We start from the raw sequence: 15,745 nt of genomic DNA on the forward strand, positions 1-15,745 counted from the left end.
GACCGGCGCACCGTATTCCCGCGACAAGTTCGTCTTCGAGGCCAACGCACATCTGGCCGTCGGCAAGGGCATCTTCTTCGAGCCGGTCGTCCAGTACCTCGTCAACGGCAATTCCTACTGGAACCCCTACACGGCCAACCGCAGCAAGGACGGCTTCTACGTCGGCGCGACCCTGATCGTGCCGCTGGGAGCGATCGTCGGCCTCTCTCCGGGCTGAGCTTTCACGCGAGACCTTGCGGTTACCCTGGCCGGCGGACGACTTGGTCGGCTCGACTCGACCGCCGACGCCTTCGTGACGGCGGGATGCGGCGGCGGTCGCCCGCCGGACCTCACCGACCCCGACCTCTGGGTCCGTGAGACGTGGCGTCAGAGGGGATCGTAGGTGTGCTCCTCCGCCGGGAAGCGGCCGGCGCGGACCTCTTCGGCGTAGGCCTCCACGGCGCCCTCGATCTGCCCGCGCAGGGAGCCGAAGCGCTTGACGAATTTCGGCACCCGGTCGCTCAGGCCCAGCATGTCCTCGAGGACGAGGATCTGGCCGTCGCAGGCGGTGGAGGCGCCGATGCCGATGGTCACCGTGGTGATGGAGGGGTTCGTGGCGATGGCGCGGGCCACCGGCTCGACGATGCCTTCCAGCACGATGGCGAAGGCGCCCGCGTCGCTGATCGCCTGGGCGTCCTGCATCAGCTTGCGCTCGCCGTCCTCGCCGCGTCCCTGCACGCGGAACCCGCCCATCGTGTTCACGGATTGGGGGGTGAGGCCGATATGGCCCATGACCGGGATGCCCCGCTCCACCAGGAAGCCGACCGTCTCGGCGAACCGTGCGCCGCCCTCCATCTTGATCGCGCCGGCGCCGGTCTCCTTCAGCACGCGGGCGGCGCTCATGAAGGCCTGCTGCGGGCTCGCCTCGTAGGAGCCGAACGGCATGTCGACGACGATGAGGGCCTTCGAGGTACCCCGGATCACGGCCTGCGCCTGGACGATCATCATCTCCAGGGTCACCGGCAGGGTCGTTTCCATCCCGTGCATGACCATGCCGAGGGAATCGCCCACCAGGATGAAATCGCAATGGGGATCGAGGATGCTGGCGGTGTGGGCGTGGTAGGCCGTCAGCGCGATGATCTTGGCGCCTTCGGCCTTGCGCTTGGCGAGGTCTACAGCTCGGATGCGGCGTGACTGAACGACTTGCGACATCGATCTCAACCCGGTTCGGCCGGCGGCGCGAAGGCCGCAGGCATGCCGGGGATGTCTATACGCTCAGGGTTCCGAAATCACGCGCCGTAATGACGGTCGCGGTCGCCTGTATGCAGGTCGCGTGTGGACGATGAGCCGGAGAGGCTGACGGATATCATGCTGACGATCCGGCGATGGCGTCGCCTGTCGTCGCAACCCTTGCCGGGCGTTTCCTCCCTAGACGTCGGGCCGTCTCCGGCGCCTTTATTCTGCCACAACCCGAGCCGTGTCAACGGGGACGTCGGTCCATAAGCCCCTGATGGTGCTGATTTCGTCGGCTGTCTTCGTCCTCCGGCTTCACGTCGCGTGGTATACCTTAGAAACGGGTGGTCAGGGCCGTCAGCCAGTCCGGCGAGGCGGCCACGAGCGCCGTCTCGAGGCGCTTGTCGACCCCCGCCAGGATCGCCAATCCGGTGAGGACGAGGACGAGGCCCAGGGCGGCCTTGAGGCCCTTGCCCGCCTGCATCATCCGCGTCCGCCACGCCATCAGCACCTGCCGCGACAGCAGGCCGAGGACGAGCAGGGGCAGGGCGGCGCCGAGGCCGAAGACCAGCATGGTGAGCGCGACCGCGGCGAGATCCCTGCCCTGCGCGGCGAGGAGGGAGGCCGCGCCGAGGGTCGGCCCCACGCAGGGGCTCCATACCGCGCCCAGCAGAAGGCCGACGGTGAACTGGCCGGCAAGGCCGGTGGTCGCGATGCCCCCGAAGCGCCGCTCCACCCGGTCGCTCAGCGGCCCGGCGGCGGCGGCGAGGCGGGTCTGGAGGGCGGGCAGGACGAGGACCGCGCCGACGATGACGAGGAGGAGCGCCGCCACCGGGCGGAAGACGTCCCCGTCGAGGCCGAGGCCGAACCCGATCGTCGCCACGAACAGGCCGAGCGCCACGAAGGACAGGGCGAGACCGCCCGCCAGGGCCGCCGGCCCGAAACGGTGCTCGGAGGCCGCCGCACCGAGGACGATGGGAAGCAGCGGCAGCACGCAGGGAGAGAGAATGGTGAGCAGGCCGGCCAGGAAGGCGAGGCCGAGGGAAACGTTCATGACGTCATCGGCCGCCCGAGTCCCGCCACCCTTCTACAGCGCCTTCTCCACCAGCGCCTCGATCCATTCGCCCTGCGTCTCGCCCACCGAGCGGCCGACCTCGTCGCGTCCCTTGAAGGCGATGAGCGTGCTCTGCATCCGGGCGTCGAACCGGCGCATCAGGGCCTTCTGCGTATCGAAGTCGATCTCGTAGATCGCCAGATCCTTGAAGCGCGGCTGTTCGGACAGGGCCTTCAGGATCGGCCGCTGGGTCTTGCAGATCGGGCACCAGGGTGCGGTCACCTCCACGATGATCGGCCGGCCGGCGCCTTGAGCGGCGGCGAAGGCCGCCTCGTCGAACGGCTCGGCCGCCGATGCACCACAGGGGGCGGCGGCGAGGAGGGCCGTCGTGAGGAGGAGGGCGCGACGGCTGATCATCGGGGCTGTCTCGATCGGGGATCGTGTCCGGGGCGGAACCGGCGGCGATCCCGCACGCCGGTTCCTCTCGTGCGTCTTTATCGCTGTGGCTCGCCGGCAGGCGTCTATCTCTGTGCCTCGCCGGCAGGCATCTAGCGCTGAGCTTCGCCGGCAGGCTTGGCGGCCCAGGCGGCGTCGACCTTGAGAATCGTCGTCTCGTGGCTGTCCTGCCAGCCCTCGACCCCGTCGGCGAACCAGTAGACGCGGGAATAGCCGTTCTGGATCAGGCGCTTTCCGGCATTCCAGCTGCCCCAGCATTCGGGGTGGCAGAAGGTCACCACCGGCTTCGTCTTGTCGCCGCCGGTGAGGTCGGCGACGCGGGAGAGGAACTGCGCCTCCCGCGCCGGGTCCATGGGCGCCGCGCCCGCGCCGGGCATCCAGACGCTGCCGGGGATCGAGCGGTGGGCCGGCAGCCAGGGCCGGTCCTCCGGAAAGCCCGCCGGCTTCCGGTCGGCCAGGGCCACGTCGATCATCACCGGCTTCTCGGCGGCCACGAGGCGGTCGAGGGCGCCGATATCCACCACGGTGGCGCCCGTCAGGGTCTTGGGGGGGTAGCCCTTCGGCGGCCCGGTCCAGAACCCTTCGGGTTCCGGCACGTTCACCGGCGAATCGGCGGGGCTCGCCGCCCGGGCCGGGGCGGGCGCGCCCGACAGGGCGGCGAGGGCGATGGAGGCGGCTCCGATCAGTCGGATCATGCTCGGCATCGTCATCCTCAATTGCTCGGGCCGGGCGGGTTGAAGCTGTGCTCCCAGCGGCCCTGCTGGTTGTCCGAGGCGACCACCTTGATCGGCCCCTTGGCGTCGGGGGCGAGGCCGAAATTGATCACCGGGTTCGAGGCGATGGAGATGTCGCCGTTCATCGAGAAGACGAGCTTGCCGTTGGCGGTGACGTCGAGCTTGTTGATGTAGCGGGCCGGCGTGTAGTCGCGGGTGATCTGGTTCATCTGCATCCCGCTAAAATTCGGGTGCCGGATCATCAGCGTCGCCTCCGACGGCTTGCCCTGGCCACCTTCCGCGAACTTCATCCGCATGTCGCCGGCGCCCTTCAGGGCCTCCTCGTCGCTCATCCCCATGGGGGCGGAGCAGCCGCCCGACGCTTTGACGAACTTCACGGCCTCGTAGAGCTTGCCGTCCTTGGTCTCGGCCACGGCGTGGACGTTGGTGTAGTTGTTGATCCGCACCCGGAGCTTGACCTCGCTCGGGTCGGCGGCGGGGCCGAAGGTGATGTGCGCGGCATAGGGCGACGGGTTGTCGTCGATGACGAGATGGATGGCGGCGATGCGGTCCTTCTCCGGCATCATCAGGGTGATCGGCACCAGGGCGGCGTCGAGGGCGCGCGGCGGCGCGTCGACCTTGATCAGCGTGTCGGTGGCCTCGATCGCGCGGTCGCCGAAGATCGATTTGGCGATGTCCTTCCAGCGTTCCACCCGCTCCGCATCGCTGTCGCTGGAGCCGGCGGCCAGGGCGGAGCCGCCCGTCAGCAGGACGGCGGACAGGCACAGGGCGGCGGAAAACGACCGCCGGGTCCGGGAGGCTCGTGTCGGCTCGTGGGTAATCATGGCGTCTCTCCTCGTCGTGATGATGTGGCGCTGGCTCATTCCCACTCAAGCTCCTTGTAGGCCTGAGTGACATTGCGGCCGTTATAGGTGTCGAACAGGACCCATTTCTCGCGCTCCGACCGGCCGATACTGTCCACGGCCTTGTCGATGGGCTGGTCGGCGGCGATGGCCTTGCGGGTCTCGTCGCGCAGCGCGGTGAGGTAGCGCGTGAGATCCGCGAAGGCGGGGGCGGCGTCGACCAGGGTCGGGCCATGGCCGGGGACGGCCTTGGACGCTCCCAGTCCCGCCAGCGTCTCGACCTCCTTGAGCCAGCCGAGCAGGCTGCCGTCGAGGGAGGGGACCCGGGTGACGAACAGGAGATCGGCCGGGAACAGGATGCCCGTCCGGGTATCGACCATGGAGAGGTCGCAATTGGTGTGGGCGACGCCGTGCGCTCTGAAGCGCAGAACCCGCCCGCCGAGGTCGATCTCCGCGGTGTCGGCCACCTCCATCGTCGGGTAGACCACCGACCCGGCCTTGTCGGCGCCGAGGATCTCCACGAGGCGCGTCCTGTAGAAGTCGCCCCGCGAATCGAGGGCCGAGCGCAGGACGTGGTGGCCGATGAAGACCGGCTTGTCCTGCGCGAAGGCTTGCGCGCCGAAGCAATGGTCGGGATGGACATGGGTCAGCACCACGTGGCTGACGGGCTTCGACGTGCGTTTCCCGATCTCGGCGCGGAGCCATTCCCCGTCCGTGAGGCTGCCGCCGGATTCCGTTACGAGCACGGATTTCTCGCCGACGATGAAGCCTATATTGGCGATGGCGTCGCCGTTCTCTGGCGTCGCCTCGGCGTCGAGGCCGCGCCGCATGAAGATGCCCGGACCGACCTCGTCCAGGGTGAAGGACTCGGCCGCCCGGCCGAGGCTCGGCAGGCAGCACAGGCACAGCCCGCCGAACAGGGCGGCGCGGCGCGTGGCCATGGTCCGCTCGGAATACGGAATCATGGCATATCCTGCGACGATCGCCCGACGAAGCGACCCTTCATGAATTATCCTCCCGTTTTTGTGGCTACCATCTAGTAGGTAGATTTTTGCTGCCGTCAACGGTAGAAGTGCCCGGGACCGGAGCGGGCGCATCACGCCTTCGTGGCCGCCTCACCCGTTCCGCGAAGCCAGAACCATGATCGACCGGCCATGAGAGACACGAGAGCGGAACTGCTGGCCCAGGCCGAGATCCTGGTGCGTGGCCGGGGCTATTCCGGCTTCAGCTACGGCGACCTCGCCGAGGCGGTGAGCATCCGCAAGGCGAGCATCCACCATCATTTCCGCACGAAGACCGACCTCGCCCTCGCGCTGGTGGCGGCCTACGACGCCCGCTACGATGTGGCGCTCGCCGGCATCATGGCGGCGCAGCCGGACGCGGCGTCGCGGATCGAGGCCTATGGCCGGCTCTATCTCACCGGGGTCGAGGACGGCCTCGGCTGCCTCTGCGCCGTGCTCGCCATCGAGATGGACACCCTGCCGGACGTCCTGCGCGCCGACCTCGCCCGGTTCTTCGACAAGCACATCGCCTGGCTGGAGCGGGTGCTGACCGAGGGATGCGCCGACGGGAGCCTGCGTCCCGGTCTCGACCCCGCCGCCACGGCCCGGATGGTGGTGGCGACCCTGGAGGGTGCGCTCCTGCTGGAACGGCTGCTTGCCGGATCGGCCGGCTTCCGCTCCACCCTCGCCGCCCTCAGCGACGGTCTCCGGCCCCCTCGGATCGCGTGACGGAACGCCCTTTCATCGGGGAGGGGTGATACAATATAACAGCCACCACACAGCCGACGCGGGGGCGACCCCGCGAACCCGAAGAGCCTCGCATGTCCGACAGCCCGTCCCCCGCCTCCTCGAAGATCCCCGTGACCGTGCTCACCGGCTATCTCGGAGCCGGCAAGACCACGCTCCTCAACCGCATCCTCACCGAGAACCACGGCAAGCGCTACGCGGTCATCGTCAACGAGTTCGGCGAGATCGGCATCGACAACGACCTCGTCATCGGCGCCGACGAGGAAGTGTTCGAGATGAACAACGGCTGCGTCTGCTGCACCGTGCGGGGCGACCTCATCCGCATCATGGACGGCCTCGTGAAAAGGCGCGGCAAGTTCGACGCGATCATCGTGGAGACCACCGGGCTGGCCGACCCGGCCCCCGTGGCCCAGACCTTCTTCATCGACGAGGATGTGGGCGGGGCCGCCCGCCTCGATGCGGTGGTGACGGTGGCCGACGCCAAATGGCTGACCGAGCGCCTGAAGGACGCGCCGGAGGCCAAGAACCAGATCGCCTTCGCCGACGTGATCCTCCTCAACAAGGCCGACCTCGTGGAGCCGGCCGATCTCGACCGCGTCGAGGGTCTGATCCGCGCGATCAACCCCTACGCCAAGGTCCACCGCACCAGTCGCTGCGACGTCCCCCTCGATCAGGTGCTCGACCGCAACGCCTTCGACCTGTCGCGCATCCTCGACATCGAGCCCGACTTCCTCGAGGAGGGCCACCATCACCACCACGACGACGAGATGCAGTCGGTTTCGGCGAAGATCGACGGCCCGGTGGACCCCGAAAAGTTCATGCCGTGGATCTCGACCCTGACCCAGGTCCAGGGACCGGACATCCTGCGCTGCAAGGGCATCGTCGCCTTCCCCGACGAGCCGCAGCGCTTCGTCTTCCAGGGCGTCCACCAGATCCTCGACGGCGATCTCCAGGGGCCGTGGAAGGAGGACGAGGCCCGCGTCTCCCGCGTCGTCTTCATCGGCCGCAAGCTCGACCCGCAGGCGATCCGCGAAGGGTTCTACGACTGCAAGGCGGCCTGACGGGCTTCATCCGGAATCGAACCGATCGGGGATGGGCGCATTGTCCGTCCGTCCCCCGATTTCGTCCGGATATCACGATGACCCTGCGCGTCGCCTTCGCTTCCCTCCTCGCCCTGACGGTGGCGGTTCCCTTGGGAAGCGTCGCGCTCTCCACGCCGGCGGCGGCGAAGTATGCGATGGATCGCGAGAAGCGCTTCGGCCGCATGTGCAAGCCGCCGCTGAAATTCGCGGCCGGCGCCTGCGTCCAGCGCTGCCCCGCGGGGTATCGCGATACCGGTCGGGGCTATTGCCGTTTCCGGAACATGAACCGGTGACATCCGCCCGCCCGGGGGCAGGGCGACCTTGACGGGATCGTCGGGGTCGCGGCGGGATGCGGGGATGTCCCGTCCATCGGAAGCCGCCATGATCCCCCGTCTCGCTCGTCGCGCCGCCCTGCTCCTTGCCGCCTCCCTGACCTTCGGCGGGGAGGCGATGGCCGGTCCGGCGCAGGATTACGAGTTCCGGCCGCCGAGCGTGCGCAAGGCCTGCCGCCCGCCGCTGAAATTCGCGGCCGGCGCCTGCGTCCGCCGCTGCCCCGCCGGCTACCGCGACAACGGCTCCACCTGCGGGTTCAAGTCGATGCGACGCTAGGAGCGCCCGACCACGTCGGGTCGGGGCACACCTCCAGATCTTTGTTGTGTCGCACTCTTTTTCGCCGAACCGGCATCCACTTCGGCGGAGAGCGCTCCAGGAGCGCCTCACTAAACTCCCGATCACGATCGGCTCCCGCCCGGAGCACGGCGGTGTCCGCGGGAGCCGCCCCCGGCTCTGCGACCGGGGCCGGCTCGGGCCGCCGACGGAAAGCGGTCAGGCGGCCTTCACTCCGGCCAGGAACGCCGTCACCTCGTGGCCGAGGTTTTCGGAGTACCGCGACAGCTCTTTCGCTGCGCCGAGCACCTGGGTCGCGGCGGCCCCGGTCGAATTCGCCCCCGTCCGCACGGTCGCGATGCTGCTCGTCACCTCCTGGGTCCCCTGTGCGGCCGCCTGCACGTTGCGGGCGATCTCGCGGGTGGCGGCACCCTGCTGCTCCATGGCGGCGGCGATGCCGTCGGAATAGGTCGACATGTCGGCGATGGACCGGCCGATGCGGGTGATGTCGGACACGACCTCGTCGGTCGCACCCTGGATCTCGCCGATCTTGATCCGGATGTCCTCGGTGGCCCGGGCCGTCTGCCCGGCGAGTTCCTTGACCTCCGTGGCCACCACCGCGAAGCCGCGTCCCGCCTCGCCGGCACGCGCCGCCTCGATGGTGGCGTTGAGCGCCAGCAGGTTGGTCTGGCTCGCGATGGTCGAGATCATCGACACGACATCGGTGATGCTGTCGGCGACCTCCGTCAACCGCTTCACGTTGGCCTCGGTCCGGCAGGTGTCCGCCACGGCCTGCTGGGCCATGCCGGAGGATTGGGTCGCCTGGGTCACGATCTCCTGGATCGACGCGGACATCTCTTCGCTGGCGGCGGCGACGGTATGGACGTTGCCGGAGGTCTCCTCCGCCGCGCTCGCCACCGTGGAGGCCTGGCGGATCGACTGGTCGGCGGTCGTGGACAGGGACTGGGCGGTGGCCTCCATCTCGGTGGCGGCGCCCGCCAGCCCCTGGGTCAGGGCCGAGACGTTGGCCTCGAACCGGGCGGTCAGGTCGCTGAGGGCGTCGGCCCGGCGCATCTTGGCCTGGTTCTCCGCCTCCTGCGCCTGTGTCAGTCGACGTGCGTCGATGGCGTTGCGCTTGAACACCTCCAGGGCGCGCGCGAGCAGGCCGATCTCGTCTTTGCGCTCCGTGCCCTCGACGGACACGTCGAGATCACCCGCGGCGAGGCGGCTCATGGATGCCGTCATCCCGTTCACCGGGCGGGAGATCCCCAGGATGACGATGGCGGCGGCGAGCGCCATCGCCGACACAAGACCGATCACGGCAGCCGAGATCATCAGGAGGGACGTCGACGCGGCGATCTGCTCCGCGCGGTCTGCGCTCTGATGCAGTTCCTGGCCGATCACCTGGATTCGCCGCAGGACCTGCTCGCGCAGTTTCGCACTGAGCGGCGAAGCCTCCTGCGCGAGGGCTAGTCCGGTCTCGAGGTCGTTCTTCATTCCCGCAGCCGTCGAGCGGGTCAGGACGGCGAAGAAGGCGTCCATGTCGTTCCGCATGGCCTCGTTCATGGCGATGCGCTGGGGCGAATCGGCCAGTTTCGAAAGCCTGGCCAGCGCGTCCCGCGCTGACGTCATGGCCGCCTCCTCCCTCGCCTTGTAGGCTTCCATGTCCTTGGCATCCTTCTTCAGCAGGATGTTCCGGTTCTCGAGCGTCGCTTCGACGACGCCGAGTTCCAGGGTGAGGGAATGGCGCTGTCGCGCGGTATGGACCGTCACGATCTCCTGCGTCTGCGCGGCGATCAGGGCCATGGAATAGCGCGCGTAGGCCAAGAGTCCGGCAGAAATCGCCGCCGTCAAAACCAGCGGGATGATGATCTTGACCAGCAGACTGAGATTATTGAACGACTTCATCGAACCGATGCTTCCGCATGGAGTGATCTGAATAGATGAGGCCATTCTGCTGCAGTAGGGCATAAGATATTATTAACAACGGCTATTTTGCATCAAAATTTATGGTTATCCTCTTTGATTGGTGGCTTTGAGTATTGATGCGATTGCTCAGCGTTGATCGCGATTACTGAATTACGGTGGATTGCCGCCGGGGACGTGTTTCGGAGGTGAATCCGAGTGCAGGCCCGCGCAGCCGTCGATGTTTTTTTTGACTCGCCACGATATTCGCTTCCCGTGACCTGCCGCATCGGTCCGAAGACGACGGTCCCCGACGCGTGATCTGATCGTCGAAGCGGACGATCTTGCGAACGCTGTTCCGGCACTGCCGGCCGTGCCGGCGAACGAACGGGGCGAGCGCAAGGATTGGTTTACCATTCCGGCACAGGATCGCATCCGAGCCGGTCCGATGCTGCCGGCGGCTGTCGGCTGCTCGTTCCGGGCGCCGGAAGGCTCACGGAGAGCGCCGATCCCATGATGTCCCGCGCGGAACGCACGCCCCTGACCGATTGGTGGTGGACCGTCGATCGCGGCCTTCTCGCCGGCCTCACCGCCCTGATGGTGGCCGGCCTCGTCTTCCTCATGGGCGGCGGACCGCCCGTGGCGGAGAAGATCGGCCTGCCGACCTTCCACTTCCTCAACCGACAGGCGATGTACCTCGCCCCGACGATCCTCATCATCGTCGCGGTGTCGTTCCTGTCCCTGCGCCACATCCGGCGGGTGGCTCTGGCCACCTGGATCGTCGGCGTCACCCTCTGCATCCTCGCCGGCAAGTTCGGGCCGGAGATCAAGGGCGCGCATCGCTGGATCCAGTTCGGCCCCTTCGGCCTCCAGCCGTCGGAATTCGTCAAGCCCGCCTTCGTGGTCGTGGCCGCCTGGGCCTTCTCGGAGGGCGCGCAGCGTCGCGACATGCCCGGCGGGCTGCTGGCGATCCTGCTCCTGCCCGTCACCATCGTGCCGCTGATCCTGCAGCCGGATTTCGGCCAGACCATGCTGATCACCATCGTCTGGTGCGCGCTGTTCTTCGTGGCCGGCCTGCACTGGTTCTGGGTCGCGGGCCTCGGCGTCGCCGGCCTCCTGGGCGTCGGCGTCGCCTACCAGTTCCTGCACCACGTGCGCGAGCGCATCACCCGCTTCCTCGACAAGGATTCCGGCGACAGCTTCCAGGAATACTGGGCGCGGGAATCGTTCAATTCCGGCGGCTGGTTCGGCACCGGCCCGGGGGAGGGCGTCGCCAAGCGCCACCTGCCCGACGCCCATACCGACTTCATCTTCTCGGTGACCGGCGAGGAATTCGGCGTCCTCGTCTGCCTCGGCCTCGTCTGCCTCTTCGCCTATATCGTCATGCGCGGACTGAAACTGGCGCGGCGCACCGATGACACCTTCACCCGTCTGGCGATTACCGGCCTCACCACCCTGTTCGGCCTCCAGGCCTGCATCAACATGGCGGTGAACGTGCGGCTGATGCCGGCCAAAGGCATGACCCTGCCCTTCGTCTCCTATGGCGGCTCCTCGCTGATCTCCCTGGCGCTGGGCATGGGCTTCCTCGTGGCGCTCACCCGCAAACGGCCGCGCATGTCGACCCTGAGCCAGAAGCCTCCGGGCACCGCGCCGGCCACCGTCGCCGGAGTGATGCGGTGACCGTGCGGACAGCGACCATCCTGCTCTGTGCCGGCGGCACGGGCGGGCACCTCTTCCCGGCCGAGAGCCTCGCCCATGCCCTGCGCAAGCGCGGCGTGCGCGTGGTGCTGGCCACCGACGCCCGGGTCGATTCCATCGCCGGCGAGTTCCCGGCCTCGGAGATCGTCACCATCGCCTCGGCGACGCCGTCGGGCCGCTCCATCGTCAAGCGGGCGGGCGCGCTCCTCACCCTCGGGCGCGGCTTCGGCGTGGCGGCCAGGGAGATCAGGCGCATCGACCCGGCGGCCATCGTCGGCTTTGGCGGTTACCCCACCGTGCCCCCGGTGCTCGCCGGTCAGATCCTGCGCGTGCCGACGGTCCTGCACGAGCAGAACGCGGTGATGGGGCGCGCCAACGCCTTCCTCGCGCGCGGCGCCCGTGCCATCGCCACCGGCTTCAGGCACGTGCGCGGCATCCCCGCGAAGGCGACCGCACCGCGCACCCATACCGGCAATCCCCTGCGGCCCGCCGTGCTGGCCGCGGCCGAGAGCCCCTATCCCTCGCTCGGCGAGGCGGACGGCCTGCATCTCCTCGTCTTCGGCGGCAGCCAGGGGGCGGCGGTGATGGGGCAGGTGGTGCCGAAAGCCATCGCTCAGCTGCCCGCCGACCTCCGCGCCCGGCTGACGCTGGTGCAGCAGGTGCGGGCGGAAGACCTCACCGAGGTGCAGAACCTCTACCTGTCGCTGGGCCTCGCCGGGCTCGAGACGGCGCCGTTCTTCAAGGACTTGCCCGCCCGCATGGCGCGCAGCCACCTCGTGATCGGGCGCTCGGGCGCCTCCACCGTGTCGGAGCTCGCCGCCATGGGCCGGCCGTCGATCCTGGTGCCGTTGCCCGGCGCCCTCGATCAGGACCAGGCCGCCAACGCCGCGACCCTCGCGAGCATCGGCGCCGCGCTCGCCATCCAGCAGAGCGCCTTCACCCCCGACCGCCTCACGGCCGAGCTCCTCGACCTGTTCACCCATCCGGCAAAATTGACCGCGGCGGCCGCAGCCGCCAAAAGCGCGGGCATCCACGATGCCGCCGAGCGGTTGGCCGATGTCGTCCTCGCGACGGCAGCCCGCACCTGATTCCGAGCCGGGGCGCCCTCACGCGCTCCGCGACACGACGAGACTGGTTCCCACCATGAAGCTGCCCGACAAGCTCGGCCCCATCCATTTCATCGGCATCGGCGGCATCGGCATGTCCGGCATCGCCGAGGTGATGTCGAACCTCGGCTATACCGTCCAGGGGTCGGACGCCAACGACAACGCCAACGTCCGGCGCCTGGCCGAGAAGGGCATGAAGACCTTCATCGGTCACGCCGCGCAGAACGTTGAGGAGGCCGCCCTCGTGGTGGTCTCCACCGCGATCCGTCGCGACAACCCGGAGCTCATCGCCGCCCGCGAGCGCCGCCTGCCGGTGGTGCGCCGGGCCGAGATGCTGGCCGAGCTGATGCGCTTCAAATCCTGCGTCGCCATCGCCGGCACGCATGGCAAGACCACCACCACCTCCCTGGTGGCGACCCTGCTCGACGCCGGCAACATGGACCCCACCGTCATCAACGGCGGCATCATCAACGCCTACGGCACCAATGCCCGCATGGGCGAGGGCGAGTGGATGGTGGTGGAGGCCGACGAATCCGACGGCACCTTCCTGAAGCTGCCGGCGGATGTCGCCATTGTCACCAATATCGACCCCGAACACCTCGACCATTTCGGCTCGTTCGAGGCGGTGAAGGACGCGTTCCGGCGCTTCATCGACAACATCCCGTTCTACGGCTTCGCCGTGATGTGCATCGACCATCCCGTGGTGCAGGACCTCGTGGGCCATATCGAGGACCGCCGCATCATCACCTACGGCGAGAACCCGCAGGCCGATGTCCGCCTCATCGACGTGGACCTGCGCGGCGGTCAGAGCCGCTTCCGCGTCATGATCCGCGACCGCCGCCCCGGTTTCCGCATGGAGATGGAGGACCTCGTCCTTCCCATGCCCGGCAAGCACAACGCGCTCAACGCCACCGCGGCGCTCGCCGTCGCCCACGAACTCGGCGTCGAGCCCGAGGCGATCCGCAAGGCGCTCGCCGGGTTCGGCGGCGTCAAGCGCCGCTTCACCAAGACCGGCGAATGGAACGGCGCCCTGATCTTCGACGATTACGGACACCATCCGGTGGAGATCAAGGCGGTGCTGAAGGCCGCCCGCGCTTCCACCGAGGGCAACGTCGTGGCCATCATCCAGCCTCACCGCTACACCCGGCTCGCCTCGCTGTTCGACGATTTCTGCACCTGCTTCAACGATGCCGACACGGTCATCGTCGCCCCCGTCTACGCCGCCGGGGAGCCCCCGATCGAGGGCATGGACCGCGACGGTCTCGTCTCGGGCCTGAAGTCGCGCGGCCACCGCGACGCCATCGCGCTCCAGCGCTCCGAAGATCTCGCCGGTCTCGTGGCGACGCGGGCCAAGCCCGGCGACTACGTCGTGTGCCTGGGCGCCGGCAACATCACGCAATGGGCCTATGCCCTGCCGGGCGAATTGGCGGCGTTGCAGGGGTGAGCCCCGCTCAGATCACCGGTGCTGCCGGAACGAGGTCTTCCACGTCGACGCCGAGGGCGTCGGCCAGCGCCCGAAGGACGACGATGTCGCTCATCTCGGTGCCGTCCTCGGTGGCCGTCAGATCCGCGCATGAAATGCCGCTGCGCGCCGCCAGCTCGGCCGTCGACAGGCCGCGTCGTCCGCGCCAGAAGGCGAGCGGAGAGGGTGCCTGGCGCAACGCATCGAGATCGGCTTCACTGAGCATCTCGTCCTCGCCGGAGGCGAGCCGGGCCTGCGACGTGGCAAATGTCTGCAGGTCCGACGCATCCTCGGCCAAGGCGGCCAGCCGCTCGAACTCGGCCTCGGGCATGATGACGATGGATTCGCCGGACGGCGTCTGCGTGCGCACGATGGTCATGATGCTGGATCCTACCCGTAGATCGAGCCGCGGGGACCGACGGCATGCACAATGACCCGATCCGCCTCGATCGTGAAGATCACCCGCCAATCGCCGATTCGCAGGCGAAAACCCTCGGCCCCTTTGAGGGCCTTGACGTTGTTGGACAGAGCCGCGGGGTCGTCGGCAAGCGTTCTCAGTTTCTCGCGTATCAGCGCTTCGGTGTTGACCGGCATACGGGCGAGCGCCCGAGCCGCGGGACGGGTGTAGACAATCGTACGGCCCATACCACCACCTGTCGCGGACGCCGACAACTTTCCGTTGAATGCGCCGGAAGGCAAGAGATTCGATGACCGCGTTCCCCGACATCACGCCCGCCATCCGCGCCGCCGCCCCCTCCCTGCGCGGGCGGCTCCTGGCCAATCCGTCGCTCGCCGACCTCACCTGGTTCCGCGTCGGCGGGCCGGCGCAGGTGCTGTTCACGCCGGCCGACGAGGAGGATCTGGCCCATCTCCTCGCAGGCCTCGACCCCGAGCTTCCGGTGACCGTGATCGGCCTCGGCTCGAACCTCATCGTCCGCGACGGCGGCATTCCCGGACTCACCATCCGCCTCGGCGGCAAGGCCTTCGGTTCGGTGGAGATCGACGGCGAGACCCTGCGCGCCGGGACCGCCGTGCCCGACATGCGCCTCGCCAAGGCGGCGGCCGAGGCGTCGCTGGACGGACTGGCCTTCTTCCGGGGCATTCCCGGCTCCATCGGCGGCGCGCTGCGCATGAATGCCGGGGCCCATGGCGGCGAGACCACCGACGTGCTGGTGGAGGCGCGGGGCATCGACCGCACGGGGGCGCCGCGGCGCTTCACCCATGCCGAGATGGGCTTCACCTACCGCCACAGCGAGGCGCCGGAGGACGTGATCTTCACGAGCGCCCTGTTCCGGGGCCGTCCCGGCGACCGGGCCGGGATCGAAGCCGAGATGGACCGCGTCACCGCCGCCCGCGAGGCGGCCCAGCCGATTCGCGAGCGCACCGGCGGCTCGACCTTCAAGAACCCGCCGGGCGGCAAGGCGTGGCAGCTCGTCGACGCCGCCGGCTGCCGTGGTCTGACGATGGGCGGCGCGCAGGTCTCGGAGATGCACTGCAACTTCCTGATCAACCGCGACGGCGCCACCGCCGCCGATATCGAGGGGCTCGGCGAGGAGGTCCGCCGCCGAGTGCGCGAGACGTCGGGCGTGGAGCTGCATTGGGAGATCAAGCGGATCGGCGTCCCGGCCTCGACGGACGGCTAGAGCGCTCTCCGCCGAAGTGGATGCCGGTTCGGCGAAAGAGAGCGCGACACAACAAGGATCTGGAGGTGTGCCCCGACCCGACGTGGTCGGGCGCAGCTCTAGAGGCGGCCCCGAATCGATTACGACGCTCGGAACGGCGGCCGACGCCACCGGGCGGAGTCTAGCACGAGCGTGCTCCGGCCACGGCCGGCGGCACG

The 15,745-nt window shown here is 68.6% G+C and carries 17 protein-coding genes and 1 pseudogene; 9 read left to right on the forward strand and 9 right to left on the reverse strand.

The features are described from left to right. Positions 1-217, forward strand: a pseudogene (locus MKK51_RS05335) (porin); the annotation flags it as partial. A gap of 149 nt (positions 218-366) precedes the next feature. Here MKK51_RS05335 and panB read toward each other — a convergent pair. The 6 genes from panB to MKK51_RS05365 form a co-directional block, all read right to left on the reverse strand. Beyond that, positions 367-1,191, reverse strand: coding sequence for a 3-methyl-2-oxobutanoate hydroxymethyltransferase (gene panB, locus MKK51_RS05340; RefSeq protein ID WP_243975474.1), 825 nt, complete (start codon positions 1,189-1,191; stop codon positions 367-369). A 355-nt stretch (positions 1,192-1,546) separates the two neighbouring features. Then, a complete protein-coding gene (locus MKK51_RS05345) occupies positions 1,547-2,266 on the reverse strand; it encodes a cytochrome c biogenesis CcdA family protein (protein WP_243975476.1) in 720 nt (239 codons plus the stop codon). Between the two features lie 33 nt (positions 2,267-2,299). After that, on the reverse strand, positions 2,300-2,683 hold the full coding sequence (locus tag MKK51_RS05350; protein ID WP_243975478.1) for a thioredoxin family protein: 384 nt from the start codon (positions 2,681-2,683) through the stop codon (positions 2,300-2,302). Between the two features lie 131 nt (positions 2,684-2,814). Further along, complete coding sequence (locus MKK51_RS05355; RefSeq protein WP_409565623.1) at positions 2,815-3,426, reverse strand: rhodanese-like domain-containing protein; 612 nt, start codon at positions 3,424-3,426, stop codon at positions 2,815-2,817. An 8-nt stretch (positions 3,427-3,434) separates the two neighbouring features. After that, positions 3,435-4,280 carry a quinoprotein dehydrogenase-associated SoxYZ-like carrier gene (locus MKK51_RS05360; RefSeq protein ID WP_243975482.1) on the reverse strand — a complete coding sequence of 282 codons (846 nt, stop codon included), beginning with the start codon at positions 4,278-4,280 and terminating at the stop codon, positions 3,435-3,437. Positions 4,281-4,315: 35 nt separating this feature from the next. Continuing rightward, positions 4,316-5,263: a quinoprotein relay system zinc metallohydrolase 2 gene (locus tag MKK51_RS05365; RefSeq protein ID WP_243975484.1), complete on the reverse strand. Its 948-nt coding sequence runs from the start codon at positions 5,261-5,263 to the stop codon at positions 4,316-4,318. A 189-nt stretch (positions 5,264-5,452) separates the two neighbouring features. On the opposite strand from MKK51_RS05365, the gene MKK51_RS05370 reads away from it, so the two are divergent. The 4 genes from MKK51_RS05370 (at position 5,453) to MKK51_RS05385 (ending at position 7,737) form a co-directional block, all read left to right on the forward strand. Then, positions 5,453-6,028, forward strand: coding sequence for a TetR/AcrR family transcriptional regulator (locus tag MKK51_RS05370; protein WP_243975485.1), 576 nt, complete (start codon positions 5,453-5,455; stop codon positions 6,026-6,028). 92 nt (positions 6,029-6,120) lie between these two features. Continuing rightward, positions 6,121-7,107: a CobW family GTP-binding protein gene (locus MKK51_RS05375; protein WP_243975486.1), complete on the forward strand. Its 987-nt coding sequence runs from the start codon at positions 6,121-6,123 to the stop codon at positions 7,105-7,107. Between the two features lie 77 nt (positions 7,108-7,184). Further along, positions 7,185-7,421, forward strand: coding sequence for a hypothetical protein (locus MKK51_RS05380; protein ID WP_243975487.1), 237 nt, complete (start codon positions 7,185-7,187; stop codon positions 7,419-7,421). Positions 7,422-7,509: 88 nt separating this feature from the next. Further along, positions 7,510-7,737, forward strand: coding sequence for a hypothetical protein (locus tag MKK51_RS05385; RefSeq protein ID WP_243975549.1), 228 nt, complete (start codon positions 7,510-7,512; stop codon positions 7,735-7,737). A 216-nt stretch (positions 7,738-7,953) separates the two neighbouring features. Here the strand turns inward: MKK51_RS05385 and MKK51_RS05390 are convergent, their stop codons facing one another. After that, positions 7,954-9,642, reverse strand: coding sequence for a methyl-accepting chemotaxis protein (locus MKK51_RS05390; RefSeq protein ID WP_243975488.1), 1,689 nt, complete (start codon positions 9,640-9,642; stop codon positions 7,954-7,956). A 510-nt stretch (positions 9,643-10,152) separates the two neighbouring features. Here MKK51_RS05390 and MKK51_RS05395 point away from each other — a divergent pair. The 3 genes from MKK51_RS05395 to murC are packed head-to-tail and all read left to right on the forward strand — an operon-like array spanning position 10,153 to position 13,887. Then, entirely contained in the window at positions 10,153-11,319 is a 1,167-nt protein-coding gene (locus MKK51_RS05395) for an FtsW/RodA/SpoVE family cell cycle protein (RefSeq protein ID WP_027170936.1), read from the forward strand. Continuing rightward, positions 11,316-12,425 (forward strand): undecaprenyldiphospho-muramoylpentapeptide beta-N-acetylglucosaminyltransferase, encoded by a 1,110-nt coding sequence (gene murG, locus MKK51_RS05400; protein ID WP_243975489.1) that lies wholly within the window; start codon positions 11,316-11,318, stop codon positions 12,423-12,425. Before MKK51_RS05395 ends, murG begins: the two co-directional genes overlap by 4 nt. Positions 12,426-12,480: 55 nt before the next feature. Beyond that, complete coding sequence (gene murC / locus MKK51_RS05405; protein ID WP_243975490.1) at positions 12,481-13,887, forward strand: UDP-N-acetylmuramate--L-alanine ligase; 1,407 nt, start codon at positions 12,481-12,483, stop codon at positions 13,885-13,887. Positions 13,888-13,894: 7 nt separating this feature from the next. Here the strand turns inward: murC and MKK51_RS05410 are convergent, their stop codons facing one another. Together MKK51_RS05410 and MKK51_RS05415 are read right to left on the reverse strand one after the other, a co-directional pair. Next, entirely contained in the window at positions 13,895-14,284 is a 390-nt protein-coding gene (locus MKK51_RS05410) for a helix-turn-helix domain-containing protein (RefSeq protein ID WP_243975491.1), read from the reverse strand. A gap of 11 nt (positions 14,285-14,295) precedes the next feature. Then, on the reverse strand, positions 14,296-14,550 hold the full coding sequence (locus MKK51_RS05415) for a type II toxin-antitoxin system RelE family toxin (RefSeq protein ID WP_279600991.1): 255 nt from the start codon (positions 14,548-14,550) through the stop codon (positions 14,296-14,298). Between the two features lie 62 nt (positions 14,551-14,612). Here MKK51_RS05415 and murB point away from each other — a divergent pair, with 62 nt between their 5' ends. Further along, the gene (gene murB, locus MKK51_RS05420) at positions 14,613-15,548 is read left to right on the forward strand and encodes a UDP-N-acetylmuramate dehydrogenase (protein ID WP_243975494.1); all 936 of its coding nucleotides are present in this window, start codon (positions 14,613-14,615) and stop codon (positions 15,546-15,548) included. Positions 15,549-15,745 lie beyond the last annotated feature (197 nt).

Origin of the sequence: Methylobacterium sp. E-045, from assembly GCF_022829685.1 — a bacterium.
GTDB lineage: Bacteria > Pseudomonadota > Alphaproteobacteria > Rhizobiales > Beijerinckiaceae > Methylobacterium.